The sequence below is a fragment of the Roseibacillus ishigakijimensis genome (genome assembly GCF_016595415.1).
Classification (GTDB): Bacteria; Verrucomicrobiota; Verrucomicrobiia; order Verrucomicrobiales; family Akkermansiaceae; genus Roseibacillus; species Roseibacillus ishigakijimensis.
The window spans coordinates 12,967-37,463 of record NZ_JAENIO010000020.1; the positions used below are offsets into that span (position 1 = coordinate 12,967).

A 24,497-nucleotide genomic window follows, 5' to 3' on the forward strand; every position below is an offset into this window, starting at 1 on the left:
TTAGAGAGAGTCGCCGAGCATCTTCATGGCATCCGCAGCACGGCAGGAGTAACCCCACTCGTTGTCATACCAAGAGCAGACTTTCACCATGTTGCTACCCATGACCATGGTCAGGTCGGAGTCGTAGATGGAGCTGTGGGGGTTGCCCACGATGTCCTGCAGGACGAGAGGCTCCTCGGAGTATTCGAGGACCCCTTTCAAGGGACCTTCCGCCGCAGCCTTGAAGGCTTCGTTCACCGCTTCCGCAGTCACTTCCTTCTTCGTGATAGCCACAAAGTCAGTGAGGGAGCCGGTGGGAGTGGGCACGCGGAAGGCACCACCATTGAGCTTGCCGTTCAACTCGGGAATCACGAGGCCGATGGCCTTGGCCGCCCCCGTGGAGGAAGGCACGATGTTGATGGCCGCTGAACGCGCACGACGGAGATCGCCGTGAGGAGCGTCAAGGAGACGCTGGTCGCCGGTGTAGGAGTGAATGGTGCTCATCATGCCCTGCTCGATGCCGAAGGTATCGTTGAGAACCTTCACCAGGGGCGCGAGGCAGTTGGTGGTGCAGGACGCGTTGGACACAATGTTGTGCTTGGCCGCGTCATACTCATTATCATTGATGCCGAGGCACATGGTGAGGTCGGGATCCTTGGCTGGAGCCGAGATGAGAACCTTCTTGGCTCCGGCTTCGAGGTGCTTGGAAGAACCCGCACGGTCCACGAAGAAACCAGTGGACTCGAGCACGACGTCCACGCCCCACTCAGCCCACTTGAGATTGGCGGGGTCACGTTCCGCGGAAGCGTGAATCTTGTGCCCATTGATGATGATGAACTCGTCATCATAGCTCACCTCGCCGTCGAAAATGCCTTGGCTGGAGTCGAACTTGAGAAGGTGCGCGAGAGTCTTGTTGTCGGTCAGGTCGTTGATGGCGGCGATGCTGGTGAGTTCGCCTTTTTCGACCAGTGAACGAAGGACCATGCGGCCAATGCGTCCAAATCCATTAATTCCGTATTTTGCCATAGAATGAGCGGTTTGTTTTTGTGTGAATGACGGCTCGAATTAGCGCGCCAACGAGAGGGACTTAGCGAAGGAGGGGCCGGAGGTCAACTATCGCTTGGGACTTTGCCCCCAGCCAGATTGTAACGCCTTCCTCACTTGGACCACTCGCCGCGAGGAGATTTCGCCCTTTCCCCGGGCCTCCAATTCTTGCTAGGGATAAATCATGACAAATCGCGAACTTTGGCAAAGGCTGGCGAGCTTTTCCTTCGATGTCCCCGGCGCGGCCTTCACCTTCACCGACCGCCTGGCCAAGGAGAATCTCTGGAGCCAAGGTTTTGCCCGCCAGGTTTGCGAAGAATACCGCCGCTTCCTCTACCTCTGTGTGACGGCGGGCCATCCCGTCACCCCCTCGGAGGAAGTGGATGCCGCTTGGCATCTGCACCTCCTCTACACCCATTCCTATTGGCAAGACCTCTGCCAGGACACTCTGCAAAAAGAAATTCACCACGGCCCTACCCAAGGAGGCGAGGCCGAGGATACCAAACACCGCGACTGGTATGCCCGCACCTTGGCCAGCTATGAGAAGGAGTTTGGCCAGCCCGCCCCCGCCGCCATCTGGCCCCCGGCGGACAAACGCTTTGCGGGCGACATTCGTCCCGTCGACATCTCCCGCAACTTCGTACTGCGCAGACGCACGGTCTATCTCTCAGGATTGGTCACGACGAGCTCTCTCGCTCTGGCTAGTTGTAGTGATGGCGAAGGAAGCCTCTTGATCTGGGCCTTTTTCATAGTCGTCCTCTTCATCGGAATTATCAAGATGGGTGCCGGTCGAGGTGGCGGAGGCGGAAAAGGGGGTGGTTTTGGCGGTGGCTGTGGTTCCAGCTGCGGCTCCAGCTGTGGAGGCGGCTGCGGCGGCGGAGGCGATTAGTCCACTCGCACCCGCCGGTGGTGCCACTTGAAGTATTCCTGATGCGAATAGCCGTCCTGAGTATATCTCATCATCGTGCCAGCGGGAAAGGCGAGATCCCCAATGCTCTTGCGCAGGAGAGGTAGCCCTTTCTCGGAATCCGAAAAGTCGATTCGAAAATAGTTCTCTGCAATCTCCCCATCCCCGCTCCCCCCGCTCGAAGAGATTGTCCCTACATTCCACTTTTTCAAAATGGCCTCCACCGGTTCGAGGTATTGCTTTTCCCCTTCTTCCCAGCCAATCCCTCGAACCCTCACCTCAACGGAGAGCGGAATTTTTTCGCGATCGGCCTCCTCCTCGCTTTCTATAGCCTCGGCAAAAGGGTCCCCAGAGAGCGACCCTCCAACGGTTCCCTCAAAATGCTCCAATGCCCATTCCTCGGCGTCAATCTTCCGCGAATTCTTCGCATCCCTGCGAATCTCTGACACTCGCATTAAAAACGAAAGCTCATCAAATTCCTCACCGCTCTGGGAGTGCTCCCAAGCCTCGCGAATGTAAAATGACATCCAATCAGGATGCTCGATTCCCCAGCTCTCGAAGTTTTTTCGCACTTCCGATTTCTCACTTGTGTTCCAGAGATCGAATTTGGAACGCAGTTGAAAGCCGATCAATCTTCTTGGAGATTTGAAAATTTCTTCTCTCGTCTCCGCCGAATGCTCCTCATTCAACTTAGCGACGAGTTCCTCCAGAAACAACTCTCCAACCGGGAGGATTTTTTCCGATTCGGCCTCGTCGGCCTCAGTCTCGGCAAAGAGGGCCACTGACAACGAAGCAAAGAACCCCAAAAATAAAGCGCGCCTTCTCATCAGCAAACAAAAAGAATGGAATCCACACTAACGGCACAAGCAGCGCTGTCGAGTTCCTTCCACCGCCTTGCCTCCTAACCCTCAGCGTTCTTCACCCAAGCACTCCAAAGAAACACCCCGGCCAAAGTCGGTGGCACTCATCCGTCTGGAGCCTTCCGGCTGCACTTGGCTGAGCAAAAGCGAACCTTCGCCACAGGCGATTTGGAGCCCGTCCGGATGAGCCAGAACCTCCCCGGGAGTCCCGCCGGCGTCCAGGACTTCCGTCGGAGGAAACACCTTGAGCCTTCTACTCTTCCCCCGCCCGTCGCGGTAAGTGGTAAAGGTGCCCGGCCAAGTGTGGTAAGCCCGGATGAGCCGTTCCAGCTCCTCCGCGCCCTGTGACCAATCGAGGCGACCGTCCTCGCGCTCCAGCTTGGGGGCATAACTGGTCGCTGATTCGTTCTGGGGCGTGCGGGTGGCGGTATCGTTTTGCAAGGCCTCCAAGGCCGAAAGAAGAGCCTCCGGCCCCTGCTCCGCCAAGCGATCGTGCAACTCGCTGGCGGTCTCCTGCCTGCCGATGGCGGTGGGATGAGTAGCAATGATGTCGCCAGCATCGAGCGCCTTAACCACGTGCATCACGGTCCATCCCGTCTCCGCATCGCCGTTTTGAATGGCAGCTTGAATGCAGCTCGCGCCCCGATATTCCGGTAACAGAGAGGCATGGAGATTGATGATGGCCTTGCGTGGCAGATCGATGAGCTTTTGCGGCAAAATTTGCCCGTAAGCCATCACCACCATGACCTCGGCCTCCAGCGCGGCCAGCTCGGCCAAAGCCTCCGGTGCCCGCACCTTCTCCGGTTGCAGGACGGGAATGTCGGCCTCTTGCGCGATCACCTTGATGGCGGGGGGCTGCAATTTCGAACTCCGCCCCACGGCCTTATCCGGCTGGGTCACCAATGCCACCACCTCATGGTCCGACTCCAATAATGCCCGGAAAGCCGGCAACGCGATCTCTCCCGTGCCCAAAAATACGATTCTCATAGTTCCAAATCAGGCCTTCTTACCGGCCATTTCCTGATAAATCTCGAGCTGCATGAGCCGCCCGATGACGTCGTAGAGGACCTTGACCGGAGTGCCGGTCGCGTCAATATCAGTGACCAGATTTTCGCCATAATGCGCGAGGATGGGCTTGGTCTCCTCCTCGTAGAGCCGGATGCGCTGCTCGATGACGGCGTCATTGGCATCATCGTAGCGGTTCTCCTTCAGGGCCCGCTTGCGCATCCGGCGGGCAAGCTCCGTGCGGTCGGGACAGGAGAGATGAATGACCTGATGAATGGTGATATTTTCCTCCATCAACCGGGCCTGCTCCACATTGCGGGGAATGCCATCGAGAATGAGCAAGTCGATATCGGGCTTGTAAGTATGGCTATCCGCCCAGTTGCGCATCTGCGTCTCCCACAACTCCACCGTCAGGGAATCAGGAACCAGCTCGCCCTTGGAAGAATAGCGCACAAACTCCTGCCCGAGACGGGTCCGGGTGTCGAGAGAGCGAAAGACATCGCCGCAAGCACAGTGAAAAAAGCGCGGAATCGCGCCCAGGGTTTTCCCCAAAGTTCCCTTCCCCGCTCCAGGTGCCCCGAGGAGAAGAATGGCGGACATCTTCGACTTTTTACTCATGAGTCGAAGCGTTTATACAAGAGTGATTTTGAAAGCAACCACCGAAGGCGAAATCCCATCATTCTCGTGAAAACTTCCGCAAGGAGCCCGGGTAGGGGTTGCCATCCTCAATGCCATGAACCGCTTTTCCAAGCCCTCCGCCCTTCTCTCCCCGACGCTTCTTCTCGCTATGCTGGCCTTCATTTTGCCGCTACCCGCCTTTACCACCCGGGACGCGGACGAAGTTTTCGCCGCCCACGAGAAAGCCTTTTACCGGGAACGCGGGGACCGGGCCTGGTTCCGCGAACACAACGAGGGTCGCCAGAAGGTCTCCTTCTGGATGCGGGCCGAGCAACTGGAAATGGTCCTCGACGCCTATGAGAGAACCGAAGATCCCCGCTATCGGGAGATGTTTGCCAAGCTCTTCCACGGCTTTCAGCACGACCACGGCGAGACCTGGGAGCGCAATGAATTTAATGACGACATTCTCTGGATGGTCATTGCCTGCACCCGGGCCTACTTGCTCACCGGGGAGCAAGGCTATCTCACTGCCGCCCGCGCCAATTTCGACCTCTGCTATGCCCGGGCCCATTCCCCTGACCTCGGCGGCGGCCTGTGGTGGAAGACAGACAAACAGTGCAAAAACGCCTGCGTCAATGGCCCCGGGAGCATCGCCGCCTCCCTATTGGCCCAAGCTACCGGCGAGGACTCTTACCGGAAAAAAGCCCGGAACCTTTTCACTTGGCTCCACCACCAGCTGGTCTCCGCCGACAGCGGACGAGTCCACGATCATCTCAATCGTCAGGGTCGCCTTGACCCCCGCTGCTTCACCTACAACCAGGGGACCTATGTGGGAGCTGCCCACCTCCTGGACGAGCCCGACCTCGCCGAGCGAGCGATACGTTACACGCGCGATGAGCTGTGCAAAGACGGGCTCTTCCCCCCTGCCGGCGAGCGAGGCGATGGCGGCGGGTTCAATGGAATCGCCGCCCGTTGGATCGCCCGTTTTGTGAAGGACCGCAGTCGAGAAGACGAGTATGGCCCTTGGCTACGCAAAAACGTGGAAGCCGCGCTCGCCTCCCGACGCGATTCCGATGGCCTCATCTGGTGCCGTTGGCCGGACAAGACCCCTCCCGGGAGACGCTACTCATGGGGGTGCAGCTCCGCAGTCGTCCTCCTCCAAGTCGTCAACCCCGGATAGCCCAGCAGGGAGCCCGCTTTTCCTTGATAGAGCGCCCCATTCGGCACGAAAAAATCAGGGAGCGGCTAAAGAGAAAAACCTCATCAAAGTAAATTGATGAGGTCGCCAAGGCCGGGCGGGAAATGGAGCGGGTGATGAGATTCGAACTCACGACATCAACCTTGGCAAGGTTGCGCTCTACCACTGAGCTACACCCGCTTTCCGCGTGCGGAGGCGGACGATACAGGAAATCCCGCCCCACGCAAGCACTCAATGGAAAAAATTTCTCGAAAGTCCCAATTCCCTCACAATGAGACAATTTGCTCCAAAAAGAGAGATTTCTCCTCCGCTGCAGGGAGATTCAAAGCCCCGGGAATTTTTGCGGTTGGGAGACTGCTAGCAGATGGCTAGCACCGCCACAGCGAAACCAGAGAACAAGCGCCAAGAGATAGCCTGTAAAAAACTGGTAGCACCGGGCAGATTTGAACTGCCGACCAAAGGCTTATGAGTCCTCTGCTCTACCACTGAGCTACGGTGCCACTTTTCTCGGGGCCGAGGGAGTTACCCTGCTTGCAGACCGCTGTCGATAGTAAAAGTGATCTTTTTTCATCCCCTGGGGGCACCACCCGCTGGCGAAACAACTGGCCACGTCACCGATCCCGTTGCACGCCATGGGCCACCACCAATTCGAGCTGAGGAGCCGCTGCCAGGTCGCGGGGGGTGATCATTTCCCGCTCGACGGGCACGGTGTCACTGCCTTCCACTTTCAAAATCACCTCGCGATAGGGCTGCCAGGGGAGGTCGCCGAGCTTGCGCACTTGGCCCATTTCCTCGCCCGTGACCGCGAGCCAGCCGTCGTAGGGCAATTCAGAACAATAGATTTCCTCATCACTCATGCGGTAGCGAAAATCGTAGACCAGCCCCAGCTGCTCCCGCATGCTCTCGATCCACGCCGGGATGTGCGCACGTTTTTCTTTCTGCAAGCGATAGGCGGCGAAGCGTCCCTTACCCCGCAGGAGCCATTTGCGCAAAGGGATTTCCTGCACGGTAGGCACCATGCCTTCCAGGACATACCAATCCTTACCTTTTTTCACGACCACTCCGCAGTGGGAAAAGTCGCTGTTGGTGCAGCCCTCGATGGCGTCGACGATGTCCTGGCCGGGTGGGTTCGGCAGGGACTGGAAAAGCAGGTCCCCGACCTCGGGCTGATAGACGACCCCTGCTAAGAGGGCATAGCCCCAGCGCCAGATGGAAAGGGCAAGCAAAAGCACGAGGAGCCCGACCAAGCGCAAACGAGCCTTCTTTTCCCGAGGCAAAATCTTCATCCTCTCTCTCTAGCAAAGGGTGGCCTGTGGCACGAGGAGAAAGGGAAAAGAGGGGGAACAGGCTCCTTCCGAGCTTGTCAGCGAGGGGGCAGCCCCTATCGTTCGCCTTTATGGAATACGTGATCACCCTTTTCCTTCTCATCTTGTTGCAGGCGGTCCTCGGCTTCGACAATCTGCTCTATATTTCGCTCGAATCGAAACGGGTGGAACCCGCCAAGCAGGCCTTCGTGCGGCGCCTGGGGATCGGCCTGGCGGTCGGCTTCCGGATCGCCCTTCTCTTCGTAGTGGTCTCTTTGGTGGAAAACTTCAAAGATCCCCTCTTCGAGATTCATCTTGGAGGCCCCACCACGCCGGAAGCCACCCATGGGGCGGAGAGCGGCCCCGTCAGCAAGTTCGTCGATGGCGAGTTCAATCTACACGCTCTCATCGTTCTCTTCGGGGGGGCTTTCATTCTCTATACCGCCATTAAGGAAATCTTTCACATGATCGGAGAGCACCAGATCGGCCATGGCGACCACAAGCCCGCTTCGGTGGCCAAGACGGTTTCCCTGATTGTGACCATGAACGTCATCTTCTCTTTCGATTCCATTCTTTCGGCGATGGCTTTGGCCAAGGACGAGGCCACAGGAGAGCAGCGAATCAGCCTCATCATCATCGCGATTGTCATCAGCGGCATCCTCATGATTTGGCTGGCGGACAAGGTGTCGGACTTTCTGCAAAAAAACCGCATGTATGAGGTTCTCGGTCTCTTTGTCCTCCTGATCGTCGGGGTGATGCTAGTCACCGAAGGCGGCCACCTCGCCCACCTGCACCTCGGCGGCAACGAGGTGGTGGCCATGACCAAGACGACCTTCTACTTTGTCATCGCCGTGCTGGTGCTGACCGATATCGTGCAAGGACGTTATCAGAAGAAGCTGCTGGCTAAAGGCGAGAAGAAGGCCAAAGCAGGTGAGGCCGCTCTCCACTGAACAAGGGCTCCCAGCGGCCACCGGGTGACCGCTGGCTGGACGGGAAATTACCGCTGGCCAATTTTTTGGAGAAGAACTTTGGCCAGACGGATCCCGGCCTCAAAGTTCTCCACGGTGAAGTTCTCGTTGGGAGAATGGATCTGGCAGTCGGGCAAAGCGAGACCGAGCATGAGCGTATCGGTGCCCAGGATTTCCTTCATTCCTTGAATGATGGGGATGCTTCCGCCTTCGCGAATGAGAACCGGCTCGCGGTCAAAGACCTCTCGCAAAGCCTCCTGGGCCGCTTGGCCAGCCTCCGAATGAGGATCGGCCACGTAGGCCTTACCGGAATGCCCGGCCTCGAAGACCATGTGCACGCCAGCGGGCAGGTGGGCCTCGAGATGCGCCCGCACCCGCTCGGTGATGACGGTGGGCTCTTGGTCAGGGACAAGGCGACAGGTAAGCTTGAAGCCGGCCTCAGCAGGCAGCACGGTCTTGGAACCCTCTCCCTGATAGCCGCCCCAGACGCCATTGACCTCGCAGGTGGGCCGCCCCCAAAGCCGCTCGGCTGAACTGTAGCCTGCTTCCCCAAAGAGGTCGGGCGAGCCCGTGACTGCCAGGATATCCTCACGCGACATGCCGGGCACGCGGCTCCACATTTCCCGCTCCCAGTCGGCGAGGGGTTCGACTTCTTTATAAAAATCGGCCACGGCCACCGTCCCGTCATCATGGTGCAGGCTGGCAATGAGGCGTGCGGCAGCAGTGGCGGGATTGGCCACCGCCCCTCCATAGACTCCCGAGTGGAGGTCTTTGTCGGGGCCGAAGATCTTGACCTCGCAGGCAGCGATGCCCCGCAGGCCATAGCCGAGGGTGGGCACCCCGGGAGCCACCATGCCGGTATCGCTCACCGCAATCACATCACAGGCCAATTCTTCTTTCCGCTCCCGGAGAAAAGCCGGCAAATTCGGACTGCCAATCTCCTCTTCTCCTTCGAGGAGAAAGATGAGATTCACCGGCAGTTCGCCCTCTTCCTGTAAAAGCTCCTCAATACCCAGCAGATGGGCCATGTGCTGCCCCTTGTTATCGGTCGAGCCCCGCGCCCAGATCTTGCCCTCCCTGATTTCCGGCTCGAAGGGCTGGCTGTCCCACAACTCCAAGGGGTCGACGGGCTGGACATCATAATGACCGTAAATCAGGACCGTCTTGCGCCCCTCCAGGCGTTCGTTTCTCGCCAAAACAATTGGGTGCCGGGCCGTCTCGCATAGCTCCACCGACAAGCCCATGCGGGCGAATTTATCCACATACCATTGGGCGCAGGCCCGCACATCGGGTGCGTGACGACTATCGGTGGAAATGCTGGGAAAACGGAGGACGGCGAACAGATCTTCGAGCGCAGGAGTCATGGCGGCATCATCCGGTAAACTCGGTGGGCCGCAACCCTAGAAATCAGGGAAATCGTCCTCTTCCTCCAAAATTTCCCGCCGCACCCGCAAGGCATCGTAAAGGGCGAGCAACAGCATCCAGCAAGTCAGGAAAAATGTCAGCCCCCACCAGATGAGGAAGCGCCATTGGGTGCTCTCCACCCAATCGCTGAGTGGCCAATTGCCAATCACCAGCAGGGTGAGCACCACGATGAGCAGCTGGGCAAGGAAGCGGCGGCGCGCCCCCCGATCGTGCAAGAGCGCCCGGGAGAAATACCAGATGTCGACGAGGAAGCTTCGCTTTTTATCAGCCACAACCCCGGCACGGTGGCCGAAAAATGCGCTCAGCTCAAACGAAAAGCCCGCTCCCCTCTTTCTTCAGACTCGCGCCAAGAGCCACTGGCCCTGGAAGTGGACGCGGGCAAACAAGAGGGCCTGGGTCGTGGTATCGAGAAACATCACCACCCAGATCCCGGTGAGCCCCATACCGAACTGAGTCACCGCGAGCGGCACAACGAGAACCCGGTAGAAAAACATCGAAGTGAAGGAATAGCGCATCACGAGCTTGGTGGCCCCCGCGCCCCGCATGGTGGTTTTCAGAACCAGCGCCGTGGCGAGCAAAGGCTGGGCCAGCCCACAAAGAAAGACCAGCGGCCCCGCCAAATTTTGGAACAAGAGCGAATCGGGACCATCCGGCACGATGAAAGCCACCAGTTCGCGCGGGTAAAGCAGAAAAAGAATGCCCAAGAACCCCATGAAGAGAGCGGCGTATTTCCAGCAAAGGCGGGCGGCTTTCATGGCCATCTCAGGATTACCCGCGCCAAGATATTGCCCCACCAGAGCCGCTCCCGCCGAGCCGATGGCAAAGCCCGGCAAAAAGCTCATCGACTCTACCCGGATGGCAATCATGTGGGCTCCAAAACTGCCAGCCTGCGGCAAAGAGGATATGAACCCCACCATCACGGCCTGAATCGCCCACATCCCGCCCATCTCCAGAGACTGGGGAATGCCAACCCGAACGATGCGCGTCAAAACGGCCCGGTCTGGCCGGAAAACGGCCCCTCTGAGAGAAAGGAAGGCTTCTTCCTGATCCTTCTCGATCCGGAGGAGGAGGAAAAGGACCATCGCCAGAGCTCCGACCATCCATCCCAAGACCGAGCCCAGCGCCAAGCCCGCCACCCCGTGGCCGCCGAAAGCCCCGGGTCCGAAGACGAAGAGCCAACTGGTCACGATATTGACGAGATTGACCAGGACCATGGCAAAAAAGGGCGTTTTGGTATCCCCCGCCCCTCGCAGGGCATTGGTAGCAGAGAGCATCACCCCAAGAAAGGGCGAGCTCCAGACCAGAACGCCAAGATAGCTGCGGGCCTGCCGACTGGCCTCGCCAGTGAGGCCAAAGGCAGTGACCAGAGCCGGCAGGACGAGGGACATCAGGACCGCGATGATGAGCCCACTCACCAGCCCCAAGAGTAATCCCTGAGTGAGCCCCTTGCGGGCCATGTCGCCATCGCGAGCTCCGGTCGCCCGGGAAACCAGGGCCATCACCCCGGTGCCGATGGAACCCTGCACGATCATCAACAGCCAAGCGGTGTAGCCTCCCAAAGCCATGGCATCGAGCATGGCGATGCGCAACTCGCCTTCCGCAAGCCGCCCGGTGAAAACCAGGTCCACAGTGGCCACCAAGAAGCCGAGAATCTGCTCCAGGAAAGGCCAAAGAGCGAGGGAGGCCACTTGCCTCTTGAGGGAAAGCTTGCCGAGCCGCCCCCCGAGTTCTCCCTGCGACCGGGCCTTGGCTTCGATACTCACTCCCGGTCGCGACATCGCGGAGGTGGTAGCAGGCCCACCGGCAAATATCAGGGTCTTTTTTGCAAAAAAACAACCCGCCGCGCTTTTTAGCGGGACGGGTTTCGAACAGCGGAAAAGAAACGGTCAACGGTTGCCTGGGAACTGGTTCATCCAGAACTTGAGATGATTCCCCTTGCGCCGAATGCCCATGCTTTCAATGCGCTCGCGGACTTCGGGGCTCGCAGCCGCCTTGTCACCATCGGTCTGCCAAGGGCCTTCGAAAATGACCCGGCCATCGTGATCTCGCACTTTCACCTCACTTTCGCCAGAGCGCGTTTTCAGAGTAATGGTTCCCTGCCCATCCGACCAGGTGACCGAACTTTCGGCCCCGATTTCGAGGTCCACTTGACCCTCGCCCTGGGGCAACTCGCCTTCCAGAATTTCGTTGAGCCGCAGACCCAGGTCCACGTCATTGAAGTCCTTTTCGAGCATCTCACGCAGGCGATTGATTTCCTCCCGGGCCTCGGCGGGAAGCTCTCCACCTCCTGGCCAAATCTCCTGCAACTGGCCCATCTCCTCTACTTTGGGGGGCACGAAGCCAGGTAATCCTTCGGGGCGGGCTTCGAGAGCAACCCGGGCCTCACTCTCCTCCCCTTTCCGCAGAAACGCGACCGTGACCTCATCGCCCACTCCCCGCGCCCGCACGGCATCCCGCAAATCGAGGGGAGTGCGCAGCTCCCGCCCGTCAAAACTTAGCAAAATATCATTTTTCCGGAGGCCCGCCTTGAACGCCCCGCTACCCTCATGCACTTGGATGACCACGATTCCATGGCTGAGGCCAAGGTGGCTCGCCACCAACTCGTCAACCGGTTTACTTCCCACTCCGAGGTAAGGGGTGCCCTCATCACGACGCTCTTCGGCCACCGGCAAAGCCTCCACAATGGCGACCTTCTTTTCGGGAACCGGAGGGACGGCCTCGGGAAGCGAGGTGATCGCTTCTTCCCCGGCCCCGGGAGCGTCGCTCTCAAAATCAGTTTGAAGCTCATGTGGGGTCTCATCCAAATGACTCGGTCGCTCCACGGACCAGAGCGAGGTCGCCGGTGCAAGACTGAGAAACAAAACCGCCCTTCCGATTTGATTCATGCCAATCGTCTTCATTCTCATTGTGCCGGGGTAAGCGAGGAAAGGGAGTTCTTTTGCTTTCCTTTTTGTGTCGCCACGAATGTTTTCTCAGTAGGAAACCGGAACCATGTAGTAATCGACTTTGGGCTGGGAGACTTTCAGCCCGCACCCAGCCCCTTCCGGCGCCCGGAAATCGGCTTCCTCCTGGCGGACAACGCGGATCAGTTGATACTGCATTCCTTCCCGATTTTCCACCACTCCGGCTTCCAGGGAGCTAACTTTGCGCTGCACATTGACGGGCACGAGGGAGGCCTGGCGGAGAAGAGGCACAGGACCTAGGTCGGTCATCGCAGTCACCCCCGATTCCTGGGAACGGGGCATGAGCAAGCCCACGCTCGCGCCCAAGATCGCGACCGCCGCTGCCGCCGCCCACATGGGACGCCAACCGGCGAGATTGCGGGTTTCTTGGGGAAAGGCGACAATTTTAGAGGTGTCAGCTACGGGAACGGCCGAAACCTCTCCCTCTTCCCATCGTTCCATGGCCTCCACCATGCGCGACAAGACCTCGCCCGACACCGCGCTGGGGGCAAACCCACGCAGCTCTTCCTCCAATTGCTTCAACTCTGAATCCATGTTTTCTCCTATCTTCAAATATCTCCTCGAATGCGGGCCGCCGCAAGCTTCTTTCTCATCGCCTCCAGCCCGTAGCGGTAACGAGAGGCCGCCGTGTGCAGGGAAATTCCCAAGGTCTTCCCGATTTCGTCAAAGGTTCGCTCCCCCCAGACTTTCATGGTGATCACCTCGGCAAATTTGGGGGGCAAGTCGCGCAGCGCTTCTTCCACCAACTCGGCTTGCTCACCCTCGCTACCGGTCTCGAACCAATCGCCGCCTGCCACGGGGTTCAATCCCCGGGCATCCTCGATAACGACCTCCTCCCTCTTTCTCCGGCGGTCATCCTTTCGACCGCGGTCGATCGCTTCCCGCCGAATCTGGGTGTAGAGGAAGGGCATCCAAGCATCCTGCCCGCCCACGAAGCTGCCTTCCGCCACTTTGCGAGCCAGTTTGACGAGGGCGTCTTGCAAGGCGTCTTCTGCATCCGCTCCATTGCGGGTCTGCTGGCGGGCAAACAGCAAGAGGCGCGGGCCATTGACCCGTAACCATTCCTGCCAGTCGGGAACAGCGTCCTCGACTTCCTGTGTGTTTGCAGCAATCACCTGTTTTGACTCGTCATCCCCCACAGCGTAGTAAATTCTCGGCTTTGTTTAGGAAAAATCAGGAGAAAGGAGAAGGGTTGGCAAGGAGGGCCCTTTGCCCCCATCCCACTTCCCAATTTTAGAAAAAAACTTTGCTAAACTTAATATTCTAGTGGCCAAAACTTTGTCAACCTTGTAGCTTCTACCCACCCATTCTTTGCCATGTCCACGCAGCGAAAACAACATCTCAACGTCGGAAGCGCCGCCAAGGCCCCCCAGCCCGGAACGGGCGATGAATACAATCGCCAGCTACAGCAGGCCGAGAGCCAGCTGGAGAAGTTGCAACGCCAGCGGGAGGAAATCGAGCGAAAAAGACAAGAAGCGGAGGAAATCACCCATCAGCGCCAGGACTTTATCGATGGCCAAATCGAACTTCTCGAACGGCTCGACCACTCGGTGCAAGCCATCGACCGGGAAATCTACGACTCGCGCCAGGAGCTCAAGGAGCTGGAGGAAGCGCGCAAAACTTTTGCCAATCACATGCAGACCTTGCAGGGCATCGACCCGCGAAAGTGGCGCAAGACCAAGCTCGCCGAGGACTTGCAGGATGCGATGGACACCCTCGAAAACTGCGAAGCGGACTACGAAGAGCTCTCCGCCCATCTTGGCGAGGGCCGTCGCCGGGGACTTTTTTCCTCCCGCCCCAGCGGAAAGAGCGATTCCTTTACCGAGACCCTCAGGCAGGGCTTGGCCTTCAATCTGCCCATCATCGTTCTCGCCACCATCGCTCTTCTGATCTATGTCAACCGCTAGCCCCCTCTCCCTCTCCACTCTCATGCTGCCCTTCCAACGCAAGAAGAAGAAACCAGCCGCTGGAGCCGCCGATCTGCAGGCTCTGGTCGAACAAGAGCGGGCCGTGCGGGAGCAAATCGAGAAGCTGGAGGAAATGATTGCGGAGGCCCCGGATCGCATCCGGCGGGAGTATGAAGACGCCCGCACCACCATGCCGCCTCCGGATGACCTGGAGGATCGCTTGCGGGAAAAACGCTTCCAAGCACACCTCACGCGCGGCGAGGTGCGCAATCAACAACGCTATCAAGTCAAAGCGACCGGACTCTTCGTCCTTCTGCTGCTGGCCATCGGCTCGGTGATCTCCTGGATTCTGTCCTTTCTCAGCACCCTCTCCTAGCGGGGCCCCCGCGACCGCTCATGATGCCCCCAAAAAGGGTTTCCCATCGGGCGGCAACGCGCTAGACACGCTGCGTGTCCGACAACCAAATTGCTCTCCGACGAATCGCGGAACTCGCCCGCCTCGATCTCAATGAGGATGAATTGGCGACTTTCCAGAACCAGCTCGCGCCCATTCTGACTCACATCGACACTCTTTCTGCCATTGACGTGGAAGGCATTGAGCCCACGGCCCACCCCACCCCGGTCTTCGATGTTCTCCGTCCCGACAGTCCCCGCCCCGGCCTCTCCCCCGAGGCCGTGCTGCAGAATGCTCCGGACAGCGCCCAAGAGCAAATTCGCGTTCCCAAGGTTGTCGACGCCTCCTAAAGAACTCCTGCCCTTCATCACTCCCAGGCTTTTCCATGACCACACTTTCACAAGCCCGCGCCGCCCTCACCTCCGGCCAACTCGATGCCACTTCTCTCGTTGGTGAACTCTTGACGCATATTGAGGAAAAGAACCCCTCAATCGGCGCCCTCATCTCTTACGACCGCGAACAGGCTCTGGCCGATGCCCACGCGGCCGATTTGGACAAACCCCTGGGTGGGGTGCCCGTCCTCCTCAAAGACAACATCAATGCCCTCGGCCAACCCTGCACCTGTGGCTCCCGCTTTTTGGAAAAAGGCTACACCGCGCCCTATGACGCCACCGTCACGCGCAAGCTGAGAGAAGCAGGTGCGATCCTTCTCGGCCGGGCCAACATGGACGAATTTGCGATGGGCTCGGCCTGCGAAAACTCCGCTCTGGTCAAAACCGTCAATCCCCACGACCCCAGTCGCATCGCGGGCGGATCTTCGGGCGGCTCAGCCGCCGCCGTCGCAGCCGGGATGGCCCTCGCCTCCCTCGGGTCGGACACCGGTGGCTCCATTCGCCAACCTGCCGCCCACTGCGGCCTCGTCGGCCTCAAGCCTTCCTACGGCCGCGTCTCGCGCTACGGATTGGTCGCCTTTGCCTCCTCTCTCGATCAAATCGGCCCCCTCACCCACACCGTGGAAGATGCCGCCTTGCTCCTACAAGTAATTGCCGGTCACGATCCCCTCGATTCCACTTCCCTCCAGGAACCAGTGCCGGATTATTCCGCCGCCCTGGACAAAGGCGTGCAGGGATTGCGCATCGGGCTGCCCAAGCAATACTTCGCCGAAGGACTGGACCCAGCCATCGAATCGCTGGTGCGCCAGGCCGCGGCCCGGCTGGAGGCGCAAGGAGCCGAGCTGGTGGAGATCGATTTGCCCGCGACCGATGCCGCCGTGGCCACCTACTACATCCTCGCTCCGGCCGAAGCCTCTTCCAATCTTTCCCGCTTCGACGGGATTCGCTATGGCGTGCGCAGCCAGAATGCCAGCGACATCATCGACACCTACCGCAAGTCCCGCGAAGAAGGCTTCGGCCCCGAGGTCAAGCGCCGCATCTTGCTCGGCACCTACGTGCTCTCCTCCGGCTACTACGACGCCTATTACAAGCGTGCGCAGCGAGTGCGGAACCTCATCCAACGCGAGTTCACCGCCGCCTTCCAAGAGGTGGACGCCATTCTCACCCCCACCTCGCCAACTCCGCCCCGCAAATTGGGCGTCGCCGACGAGGACCCGTTGCAGGACTATTTGGCCGATATCTACACCATCTCCGCTAACCTGGCTGGACTCCCCGGAATCTCCGTTCCCTGTGGCACAGTGGACTCCGGGGAAGGAAGCCAGCTGCCAGTCGGGGTGCAAGTGATGGCTCCCCACCTGCGCGACGATCTGGTGCTCCAAATCGGCCGTGCTTTGGAAACCGAGTGATCATTGCCTCCTCGGAGAGGTTCAGGAGGACCAGTTCCGCGAGCAAATTGGACTCCTGAATCCGAATCGATTGCGAGCGCCGCCGAGCCCCCGGCCCGTTGCCTTTTCCCGCAAAAGAGGCGCTCTCTTTTCCGTCAGGAATACCGAAAAGGACCTCAGATTCCCCACAAAAGCGGAATGAGCAAGCTGGCGGTGAGCCAGAGAATCACCGCCAACGGAAAGCCCACGCGGAAGAAGTCTCCGAACTTGTATCCCCCGGCCCCGAAGACATAAGTATTGGTCTGGTAACCAATGGGGGTGGAAAAGCTGGCGGAAGCGCCGAACATGACCGCCACCACCAAAGCCCGGGGGTCGATCTCCATTTGCACACCCAGCTGAATGGCCAAGGGAGTGAGCAAGACCGCGACCGCCTGATTGCTGACCAATTCGGTCAAAATCGCGGCCAGGAGGTAAATGAGAGCCAGCAAGAGGCGCGGGTCCATCCCCCCGCAAGTCTCGGCCACCAAATCGGCCACCGAGCCGAGGAGGCCGGACTGAATCATCGCCAGCCCAATGCCCAACATCCCCATGATGAGAAACAAAATGCGCCAATCGATGGCATCGTAAGCCTCGTTCGGAGTCAAACAGCCGGTGATCAAAACAAAAAGTGCCGCCCCCAGAGCAAGCTGCACCGTGGGAATCTTGGGAATCACCTCGAATCCCCCCAAAGCGCCCAGCAAAACGAAAATGCCCAGTCCCACCAAAGCCCAGCGGGCTTTTTCCTTGCGGAACTCCTTGGTGGTCGGCGCACTCAAGTTCACAAAGTCCCGTTGCTCGAAAAGGCGGCGCATTTTTTCTGCGGAACCCTGCACGAGAAGAGTGTCTCCGAAGGCCAGCTTGGTATCTTCGAATTTCTCACGCAAATTTTGCCCCCGCCGGTGGACGGCGAGAATAATCACGCCAAATTGTTGGCGGAACTTGAGCTCCGAGAGAGACTTGCCCACCAGACTCGACTCTGGGCCCAGAATCCCCTCCATGAGAACCGCTGATTCGGTCTGGACCCCCTCTAGGCCAAATTCTTCCGCCCCGCTATTGACCTCGACGCCCTCGGTCTTCGTGACATCGAGGACCCCGTCAGGACTTCCCTTGAAAAACAGTTCGTCGCTCTGCCGGAAGCGGATCTCCTTGAGCGGGACCCTCACCCGGAGACCGTTTCGCCGCACCTCGATGAGACGAAGCTTCTTGATCTTGGCAAAAGGGGTCTCCCCAAACTCCTTGCCTACCAGAGGCGAACCCTTGCTGACGTAGGCATGGGTGATGAACTCCCGCGAACTCTCGGTATCTATCAGGGAGGCCAGGGTCGAGCGATCGGGCAGGAGCTTGCGACCGAAGATGAGAAGGTAGGCCGCAGTGATGAGACAGAAGATCAACCCCAACTTGGTCACCTCGAACATGCCAAAGGGCTCCAGGCCCCGGTCTTCGGCAATCCCGGCGGCGATGAGATTGGTGGAGGTGCCGATGATGGTGATGGTGCCCCCCACAATGGCGGCGTAGCTCAGGGGGATGAGATAGCGCGAGGCCTTCCAATCCTTGCGGCGGCAGATCCCGAGAATGACCGGCATCAGGACCACCACCACGGGGGTGTTGTTGACGAATCCGGAAAGGAAGGCCACGATCACAATGATCCAGACGAGAAGACTGGTCTCCGATTTCGCGGCCAAGCCCTCGAACCAGTCACCCAGGGTCTCGATAACACCCGTTCGTTCCAGCGCGGCACTGATCACAAACATGCACCCGATGGCCAAAGGAGCCCCGTGGGAAAAGACACTGAGCGCTCCGGCGGGACCATCAAGGTCCAGAATCCCCACAATGACGCAGAGAAACATTCCCGCCAGCGCCACGATCTCGACCGGGAGCCACTCCTTGACAAAGGAGAGAAAGACGACTGCCAGCAAGAGGGCAAGAAACCAGTATTCCCAATTCTGTGACATGGATCAAAAGATGGGCATCGTCACAGAATCCGCCTATTCAGCTCTATCTTGAAAAACTGAAAGTCTCTGTGGGTATCACGAGAAAACGGAGCGGGCTCAGCCCAGACGGTAGACGATCCGGGCTTTGGACGTATCGTAGGGAGACATCTCCATTTTGACCTTGTCGCCAATCACGAGGCGGATGAATCGCTTGCGCATTTTGCCGGAAATGTGGGCCAGAACTTCGTGGCCGCTGGGCAACTCCACCTTGAACATGGTGCCGGCGAGAACCGCGCTCACGGTTCCCTCAACTTCCACGGCCTTGGCTTCACCATCCTTGGCCCGGATGTTGTTTTTCTTGTGCATAGGGCGACGGCCCCGGCCTCCACGGCCACGGCCTCCAGCTCGATTTCTTGGCGGTCCTGCGATAATTCTCCTTTGGTTAGTTGATTGTTGCACGACGAAAAGTCGCGCGGCTTCACTATGGCCCTGATATACCCAGTTGACAATTGGAAAATTTGCGGAATGACGTTTTCGCTTTTCCTTTGGCGGGTATTCTCCCTCCCCCTGTTTCCTCGCGGCAGGCGGCAAAAAGTGCCGACTCCGTCTCACGAAGAAAGCGCAATCGGTGACTGGAGCGAGCCAGCTAGAGGTTCACTTCCCCCATCGGCTTGGAGGCTTCTCTCTCGCGACTGGCGGCATGGAGGAGGGCGGCCAATCCGGCCCAGAAGAGGGCAACCAGTTGAACGAGTGGATTCCACCACCACGACCAGAGAGCGAGCACCGGGCACGCCATCGCTGCGAGAACGAGAGAACTGAGGAGGAGAAGCAGCCGCCGCCCCAGCCCGGGAGTTCCCTCAACGGCGAGAACCACTGCCGAAGTCACCACGACGAGAGCGAGCAATGACCAGGGAGAAGCGGGGGAAACCTCCCTCAGCGCCGGAAATCCCCGGGCTTCGAATCCTCCCCGCAGCCAGTCTCCAAACGAGTCCCCCGCCCCCAGAAGGAGGCAGACGAGCCCAACCACCAGTCCCATCCCGGTGGCCAGCCAAGGGGTTGGCGAGGTCAGCAAATTGTCGTTCTTCATGCGTCGTCAGCCGAAGGCGAGCCCGCCTCCGAGTCGCGACGGTAACTCAAAACGACCATTTCACTCAAGAATTTGTCGGGATCGGCGACCGCTTCGGGAGTGAGTTCAAAATCCTTCCGCCCGGTGTTTTTCTCGATCAACTTGAGCCCGAATTGGTAATCCTTAAAGCGATCACGGCAAACCTGCAGCACACTGCGGGCTTGCTCGGCCGCTTTTTCGGCCAAAGCCACCACCGCCTGGTCATTGAGGTGCACATTCACCTCGTGCTTTTCATTGAATTCCCGTTCCCAAATTTCCACTTCGGCACGAGTCTTCTTCACATCAACCCGTTTTTCCATCGCGGCAAATTCCTTGAGCTTGGCTTCCCGGTTGTCGAGAAGGTCGCGGTTGATGACCAGCTCGCTTACCGCCGTGCCGGGGAGTTCGAATTTGAAGTCGCGCAAGAGCCGTTCCAATACTGTCATGAGAGCCCGCGCGCCCGTATCTTCCTTCTCGGCCAACTCGGCCACATAACGAATGGCATCGGGCTCGAATTTGGCAGCAATGCCATAGGCCGAGAACTCCCGCTCGTATTGGCGCAGGATACTCCCTTCGGAGTCATTGAGAATTTTGACAAAATCATCGGCAGTGAGCTTCTCGCAAATGACCCGCACGGGAAGACGGCCCACGAACTCGGCCTCAAACCCGAAGTCCACCAAATCGCGGGTTTCCACTTCGCGGAAGGTCTCCCCATCGAGAACGGCTTCCGAAATCTCGGCCCCAAAGCCCATGTGCCCGCTCTTGAGCCGGGATTGCACCACTTTCTCCAAGCCCGAGAAGGCTCCGCTGACGATGAAAAGGATATGGCGGGTATTGATGGTGTCCTTTTGAGAACCACTGCCCGTGCGCATCTGCATCATGGCCTTCATCTGGGCCCGCATGTCCATGGGATTGGTGAGAGGCACCTCAGTCTCCTCCATCAGCTTCAGCAAAGTGGTCTGGACCCCGCGTCCACTGACGTCGCGGCCACCCGTGCCGGGCTTGGAGGCCAGTTTGTCGACCTCATCGAGATAGATGATGCCATATTCCGCCAGTTCGACATCGCCATCCGCCTTTTGCACCAACTCGCGCACGAGGTCATCGACATCGCCGCCAACGTAGCCCGTTTCCGAGAACTTGGTGGCATCGGCCTTCACAAAAGGCACCCCGATGAGGTCGGCAATGTGTTTGACGAGATAGGTTTTTCCCACCCCGGTGGGTCCGACAATCATGACGTTCTGCTTCTGATACTCCATCCCGTCGGGGAGTTGTCCGCCATTTTCCTCCTCCAGCGCCCGCATCTGCTTGGCGTGGTTGTAATGGTCGCAGACCGCGATGGAGAGGGCCTTTTTGGCCTCGTCCTGCCGAATGACGAAGCGGTCGAGGTGGCGCTTCACATCACGGGGCAAGAGATCGAAGTCGAAAATGGGCTGGGACTCCTTGACCACCGTCTCCGGCTCGCCGTCCTCGGCAGGGGCTTCGGGGGCATTCATGCCTCCCATCTCAAAACTGACGTTACCAAACTTGCCGAAAAAGTCCTGAAAGACCTTCTGCAATTCTTCGGGAGTCTTGGGCGGCTTGGGTTCCTGGGGATCGTCCTTGGGCATGGGGCAGCATCCTCCCGGTGACAAAAAATTCAACCCGGGAATGCAAGCAAACCGCTACTCGAGGATGCTGGCGGCCTTCACAAATTGCTCGGCCAAAGTGCGGCTGGCGGCATCCCGCTCCTCGCGGGTGGAGCGGGGACCTTTGAAAATGACGTGCAAATCCCGTCCTCCCGGGAGTTTGACCAAGGAATCCTCGCGAAAAAGCTTGAGGGCCTCCTCGTCGCTTTTGACCTGATAAAAGCCTTTCAAATTGTGAGCCTCGATGGTAGGGAGCAGGACTTCGTCCATATCGAGAATCTTGTTGTAGCGCATCTCCAACATCTCCTTTTCGTCTTTCTCCACGGGCTTGGCGAGGGCGAGGGCCACTCCCCGTTCCTCGATGGCCGTCCATTTTTTCCATCCGTAGAATCCTACCCCCGCCCCGATGGCGAAGAAGAGGAAGAGAACAAAGGCGATAAATGCTTTCACGCCCCCTTTCTAGCCCCTCTTGCGAATCATGGCAAAGCGTTTCCTTTCCGTCCTTGAAACACGAAAACGGCTTCAAAAGAGCGCCAAAGTTCGCCAGCCTCCCGGCCACCCAAGATTCTCCATGACCTTTCCTGCCACTTCCGCCACCCGTCACTCCTTGCCCTGCGGCTTGACCGTGATTCTCGATCCCAACCCCACCGCTCCTGTGGTCTCGGCCCAAATCTGGGTGGCCGCGGGTTCGCGCCGGGAGCACGAGCACGCGGGCGGGGGCATCTCCCACCTTCTGGAGCACATGGTTTTCAAAGGCACCAAGTCCTTTGACGTGACCAGCCTGGCCCAGTCGGTTCAGGAAAAAGGCGGCCATTGGAATGCCTACACCTCCTTCGACCGCACGGTGTATTACATTGACGGACCCGCCCGCTCGACAAATTTTTTCCTGCAAGCACTCACCGAACTGGTCTTTTTCCCCAGCCTTCCCGCCGAGGACTTCCAGACCGAAAAGGACGTGATCCGGCGCGAAATCGACATGGGCCTGGATGATCCCGACAGCGTGGCCTCACAACTCCTCTTCGCCACCGCCTTCCAGCATGACCACCGGCGCTTCCCCGTGATCGGCCACCTCGATCGCTTCAACCGCATCACCCACAGCGAGATGGTGGCTTACCACGCCGCCCGCTACCGTCCTGCCAATGCCTTCCTTGTCCTCTCCGGCGACTTTGTCCCCCAAGAAGTGCTGACTCATTTGGAGGAGCTCACCCAGGACCTCGACAATCTGCCCGTGAACGAGTTCCACGAGCAAGCGGAACCGCCCGGCCTCGGCAAGCGGGTGGCCCGGCAGTCCTTTCAGACCGCCGTATCGCACCTCAACCTGGCCTGGCCCATCCCCACCTTGGGGCACGCGGATTGCCCAGCCCTTGAGCTGCTGGCACAAGCTCTGGGTGGGGGCGTATCCAGTCCCCTCTACCAGCGTTTCCGCGAAGAGAGCGGGCTCACTCATCAAATCGGCACCTGGGCGTGGACGCCCAAGGACCCTCCCGGCCTTTTCGTCATCTCTGCCGAATGTGAGCCGGAGAAGCGCGACAAGGTCGAGAGCGAAGTGCTGGCCCAATTGCCTGCGGTGGTGACTTCGCTTACGGACGAAGATTTGGCCAAAGCCTACCGGCAGGTCGCGGCCGCGCAATTCCGCAGTCTGACCACCGCTTCCGGCCGGGCCTCCGATCTGGGGTCCAATTGGCATGAAGCCCGCAATCTCGACCTCACCCGCGACTACTTGGCCGCATTGGAAAAAGTCACCCTCGCCCAGCTCAAGGAGGTGGCCGCCCGCTACCTGCGCGAGGACCGCCTCACCCTGACTTCGCTGGACCCCGAGGACAAGGCCCCGCGAGAGTTCCAAGTGCTCACCGGCACTGCGGCGGAACCCGTCAGCGAACACGTGCTGAGCAACGGGCTGCGCGTCCTGCTGAAGCGCGACAGCCGCATCCCTTCAGTCTTTTTGCAAAGCCCCTTCCTGGCCGGACTACCCAGCGAAGCGATGGCCCGAGCCGGTCTCGGGCAATTGCACGCAGCCACCTTCTTGAAAGGCACCGCCCGGCACAGCGCGCTCGCCTTCAACCGCTCGCTGGAGTCACTGGGGGCCCGTCTCCGCTTGGGGACCGGCAACAACACCTCCCTCCTTTCCGGCTTTTGCCTCAGTATGGACCTGCCGCAATTTCTGGCCCTGGCAGGAGAAAGCCTGTGCGAGCCCCTCTTTCCGGAGGAAGCCATCGCGCGCGAGAAAGCGGCCCAGCGCGCCGCCATCGAGGAGGCCCAAGAAGACCCCTCCCGCATGGCCTTCTATCATCTGCGCCGCCACCTCTTCGGCGAGCAACACTACGGCATTCCCAAGCTAGGGCTAGCGGAAACCCTCGCTATCCTGAGCCGGGAGGACGTGCAGGCCCATCACCAACGCGCCTTCACCGCCCGCAATGGCGTCTTCGCGCTCTACGGCGACCTCCCCGCCGAGGATGAAATCCTTCCCCTGCTGGAGGACCACTTGGGCAAACTCCCCGCTGGCGAAGCCCTCACCTTTCAGCCCGACACCAGCGCCATCCCGCACCAGGCCGGCGAACACCGCCATCGCCTCGACCGGGAGCAAGCCGTGCTGGCGATGGCCGTGCCCGGGCTCTCCTTCGATTCCCCCCAAGCGGTGGCGGCCGAGCTCTTGCAGGAGCACACCTCCAACATGGCGGGTCCTCTTTTCACCCGCATTCGGGAAGAACTCGGCCTGGCCTATTACGTCTCCAGCAGCCAATTCCACGGCATCGGCACCGGAATGTTCGCCACCTATCTGGGCACCTCTCCCGAGCAGCTGGGCCTCGCCCAGCGCGAATTGACGGCCGCTTTGGAGAAAATCGCGGCGGAAGGACTGAGTGTGAGCGAAATGGAACGCGCCCGCACTGCCACTCTTTCCTCCCATGCTCTCGATGAACAATCCCTTTCATCGCAAGCGCGCCAAGCTGCCCTCGACCGCGTCCTCGGGCTGGACCTGGACCATGCCCAGCAAAATCTGGCCCAGCTGGAGCGCATCACCCGCGAAGAAGTGAACGCCTTCACCCGTGAACTGCTGAGCCAAAGCACGGTCACCGCCATCGTGGAGCCTCCCAGCCAGTAGTGCCTCCCGAGCCCGATCCTTTTCCCTTTCCTCCCTTTTCAATTGAAAGGAAGGGAGCGCTGGCCCGTTATTTGTTTTGCAAGCTGCCCAACCCCAGCCTACTTTATTGCCATGCCCAACCTCGGTGGACCAGAAATCCTGATTATTTTCGTGATCGTGCTTCTTCTCTTCGGTGCGAAGAAGATTCCTGAACTTGCTCGTGGACTTGGAAAGTCCATGGGAGAATTCAAACGCGCACGGGAAGAATTCGAAGACGAGATCAAAAGAGCGGCCGACGATGTCGACCTGGACAAAGATTCGAAGAAGCACGAATCGGGTCCGGCCAACAGCGAACCTCGCAAAAGCTGA

General features: G+C 59.2%; 25 protein-coding genes and 2 tRNA genes. 9 read left to right on the forward strand and 18 right to left on the reverse strand.

All coding sequences use genetic code 11. The features are described 5' to 3' along the window. Complete coding sequence (gene gap, locus JIN78_RS09155) at positions 1 to 1,005, reverse strand: type I glyceraldehyde-3-phosphate dehydrogenase (protein ID WP_200391661.1); 1,005 nt, start codon at positions 1,003 to 1,005, stop codon at positions 1 to 3. Positions 1,006 to 1,207: 202 nt separating this feature from the next. Here gap and JIN78_RS09160 point away from each other — a divergent pair, with 202 nt between their 5' ends. Further along, entirely contained in the window at positions 1,208 to 1,912 is a 705-nt protein-coding gene (locus tag JIN78_RS09160; RefSeq protein WP_200391662.1) for a glycine-rich domain-containing protein, read from the forward strand. Here the strand turns inward: JIN78_RS09160 and JIN78_RS09165 are convergent. The 3 genes from JIN78_RS09165 to JIN78_RS09175 all read right to left on the reverse strand — a co-directional run bounded on the left by JIN78_RS09165 (position 1,909) and on the right by JIN78_RS09175 (position 4,413). Continuing rightward, positions 1,909 to 2,718: a hypothetical protein gene (locus JIN78_RS09165; RefSeq protein ID WP_200391663.1), complete on the reverse strand. Its 810-nt coding sequence runs from the start codon at positions 2,716 to 2,718 to the stop codon at positions 1,909 to 1,911. The two genes, JIN78_RS09160 and JIN78_RS09165, sit on opposite strands and share 4 nt — an antisense overlap. 120 nt (positions 2,719 to 2,838) lie before the next feature. Next, positions 2,839 to 3,777 (reverse strand): methionyl-tRNA formyltransferase, encoded by a 939-nt coding sequence (gene fmt, locus JIN78_RS09170; protein ID WP_200391664.1) that lies wholly within the window; start codon positions 3,775 to 3,777, stop codon positions 2,839 to 2,841. Positions 3,778 to 3,786: 9 nt separating this feature from the next. Beyond that, a complete protein-coding gene (locus tag JIN78_RS09175) occupies positions 3,787 to 4,413 on the reverse strand; it encodes an adenylate kinase family protein (RefSeq protein WP_200391665.1) in 627 nt (208 codons plus the stop codon). 115 nt (positions 4,414 to 4,528) lie between these two features. On the opposite strand from JIN78_RS09175, the gene JIN78_RS09180 reads away from it, so the two are divergent. Next, the gene (locus JIN78_RS09180; protein ID WP_200391666.1) at positions 4,529 to 5,593 is read left to right on the forward strand and encodes a glycoside hydrolase family 76 protein; all 1,065 of its coding nucleotides are present in this window, start codon (positions 4,529 to 4,531) and stop codon (positions 5,591 to 5,593) included. Positions 5,594 to 5,716: 123 nt separating this feature from the next. On the opposite strand, the gene JIN78_RS09185 is transcribed toward JIN78_RS09180, so the two are convergent. The 3 genes from JIN78_RS09185 to JIN78_RS09195 form a co-directional block, all read right to left on the reverse strand. After that, positions 5,717 to 5,791, reverse strand: a tRNA-Gly gene (locus JIN78_RS09185). A gap of 245 nt (positions 5,792 to 6,036) precedes the next feature. Continuing rightward, positions 6,037 to 6,111 (reverse strand) — tRNA-Met (locus tag JIN78_RS09190). A gap of 111 nt (positions 6,112 to 6,222) precedes the next feature. Further along, entirely contained in the window at positions 6,223 to 6,897 is a 675-nt protein-coding gene (locus JIN78_RS09195; RefSeq protein WP_200391667.1) for a YiiX/YebB-like N1pC/P60 family cysteine hydrolase, read from the reverse strand. Between the two features lie 110 nt (positions 6,898 to 7,007). Between JIN78_RS09195 and JIN78_RS09200 the strand changes: the two genes are divergently transcribed. Further along, positions 7,008 to 7,865 carry a TerC family protein gene (locus JIN78_RS09200; RefSeq protein WP_200391668.1) on the forward strand — a complete coding sequence of 286 codons (858 nt, stop codon included), beginning with the start codon at positions 7,008 to 7,010 and terminating at the stop codon, positions 7,863 to 7,865. Positions 7,866 to 7,912: 47 nt separating this feature from the next. On the opposite strand, the gene JIN78_RS09205 is transcribed toward JIN78_RS09200, so the two are convergent. The 6 genes from JIN78_RS09205 to JIN78_RS09230 form a co-directional block, all read right to left on the reverse strand. After that, a complete protein-coding gene (locus tag JIN78_RS09205) occupies positions 7,913 to 9,247 on the reverse strand; it encodes a dipeptidase (protein ID WP_200391669.1) in 1,335 nt (444 codons plus the stop codon). Positions 9,248 to 9,283: 36 nt separating this feature from the next. Then, positions 9,284 to 9,580, reverse strand: a complete 297-nt coding sequence (locus JIN78_RS09210; RefSeq protein WP_200391670.1) for a hypothetical protein — start codon at positions 9,578 to 9,580, stop codon at positions 9,284 to 9,286. A 63-nt stretch (positions 9,581 to 9,643) separates the two neighbouring features. Beyond that, the gene (locus JIN78_RS09215) at positions 9,644 to 11,086 is read right to left on the reverse strand and encodes an MATE family efflux transporter (RefSeq protein WP_200391671.1); all 1,443 of its coding nucleotides are present in this window, start codon (positions 11,084 to 11,086) and stop codon (positions 9,644 to 9,646) included. Between the two features lie 108 nt (positions 11,087 to 11,194). After that, positions 11,195 to 12,193: a PDZ domain-containing protein gene (locus JIN78_RS09220; protein WP_200391672.1), complete on the reverse strand. Its 999-nt coding sequence runs from the start codon at positions 12,191 to 12,193 to the stop codon at positions 11,195 to 11,197. A gap of 87 nt (positions 12,194 to 12,280) precedes the next feature. Next, on the reverse strand, positions 12,281 to 12,805 hold the full coding sequence (locus tag JIN78_RS09225; protein WP_200391673.1) for a hypothetical protein: 525 nt from the start codon (positions 12,803 to 12,805) through the stop codon (positions 12,281 to 12,283). A 14-nt stretch (positions 12,806 to 12,819) separates the two neighbouring features. After that, positions 12,820 to 13,386, reverse strand: coding sequence for an RNA polymerase sigma factor (locus JIN78_RS09230; RefSeq protein ID WP_200391674.1), 567 nt, complete (start codon positions 13,384 to 13,386; stop codon positions 12,820 to 12,822). 201 nt (positions 13,387 to 13,587) lie between these two features. On the opposite strand from JIN78_RS09230, the gene JIN78_RS09235 reads away from it, so the two are divergent. From JIN78_RS09235 to gatA, 4 genes are all read left to right on the forward strand, one after another. Continuing rightward, complete coding sequence (locus JIN78_RS09235; protein ID WP_200391675.1) at positions 13,588 to 14,178, forward strand: hypothetical protein; 591 nt, start codon at positions 13,588 to 13,590, stop codon at positions 14,176 to 14,178. Then, complete coding sequence (locus JIN78_RS09240) at positions 14,165 to 14,554, forward strand: hypothetical protein (protein ID WP_200391676.1); 390 nt, start codon at positions 14,165 to 14,167, stop codon at positions 14,552 to 14,554. The genes JIN78_RS09235 and JIN78_RS09240 overlap by 14 nt, the downstream gene beginning before the upstream one ends. Positions 14,555 to 14,628: 74 nt before the next feature. Continuing rightward, the gene (gatC, locus tag JIN78_RS09245; RefSeq protein ID WP_200391677.1) at positions 14,629 to 14,922 is read left to right on the forward strand and encodes an Asp-tRNA(Asn)/Glu-tRNA(Gln) amidotransferase subunit GatC; all 294 of its coding nucleotides are present in this window, start codon (positions 14,629 to 14,631) and stop codon (positions 14,920 to 14,922) included. A 35-nt stretch (positions 14,923 to 14,957) separates the two neighbouring features. Further along, the gene (gene gatA, locus JIN78_RS09250; RefSeq protein ID WP_200391678.1) at positions 14,958 to 16,370 is read left to right on the forward strand and encodes an Asp-tRNA(Asn)/Glu-tRNA(Gln) amidotransferase subunit GatA; all 1,413 of its coding nucleotides are present in this window, start codon (positions 14,958 to 14,960) and stop codon (positions 16,368 to 16,370) included. Between the two features lie 155 nt (positions 16,371 to 16,525). Here the strand turns inward: gatA and JIN78_RS09255 are convergent, their stop codons facing one another. The 5 genes from JIN78_RS09255 to JIN78_RS09275 all read right to left on the reverse strand — a co-directional run bounded on the left by JIN78_RS09255 (position 16,526) and on the right by JIN78_RS09275 (position 21,499). Next, positions 16,526 to 18,340 carry an SLC13 family permease gene (locus JIN78_RS09255; RefSeq protein WP_200391679.1) on the reverse strand — a complete coding sequence of 605 codons (1,815 nt, stop codon included), beginning with the start codon at positions 18,338 to 18,340 and terminating at the stop codon, positions 16,526 to 16,528. A 96-nt stretch (positions 18,341 to 18,436) separates the two neighbouring features. Beyond that, positions 18,437 to 18,685, reverse strand: a complete 249-nt coding sequence (gene infA, locus JIN78_RS09260) for a translation initiation factor IF-1 (protein ID WP_200391680.1) — start codon at positions 18,683 to 18,685, stop codon at positions 18,437 to 18,439. Positions 18,686 to 18,965: 280 nt separating this feature from the next. Then, positions 18,966 to 19,406 (reverse strand): hypothetical protein, encoded by a 441-nt coding sequence (locus tag JIN78_RS09265; protein WP_200391681.1) that lies wholly within the window; start codon positions 19,404 to 19,406, stop codon positions 18,966 to 18,968. After that, positions 19,403 to 21,031 carry an AAA family ATPase gene (locus JIN78_RS09270; RefSeq protein WP_200391682.1) on the reverse strand — a complete coding sequence of 543 codons (1,629 nt, stop codon included), beginning with the start codon at positions 21,029 to 21,031 and terminating at the stop codon, positions 19,403 to 19,405. Before JIN78_RS09270 ends, JIN78_RS09265 begins: the two co-directional genes overlap by 4 nt. A gap of 54 nt (positions 21,032 to 21,085) precedes the next feature. Continuing rightward, entirely contained in the window at positions 21,086 to 21,499 is a 414-nt protein-coding gene (locus tag JIN78_RS09275) for a hypothetical protein (protein ID WP_200391683.1), read from the reverse strand. A gap of 121 nt (positions 21,500 to 21,620) precedes the next feature. Between JIN78_RS09275 and JIN78_RS09280 the strand changes: the two genes are divergently transcribed. After that, entirely contained in the window at positions 21,621 to 24,149 is a 2,529-nt protein-coding gene (locus JIN78_RS09280; RefSeq protein WP_200391684.1) for a M16 family metallopeptidase, read from the forward strand. A gap of 42 nt (positions 24,150 to 24,191) precedes the next feature. Beyond that, positions 24,192 to 24,497: a Sec-independent protein translocase subunit TatA/TatB gene (locus JIN78_RS17725; RefSeq protein WP_307832989.1), complete on the forward strand. Its 306-nt coding sequence runs from the start codon at positions 24,192 to 24,194 to the stop codon at positions 24,495 to 24,497.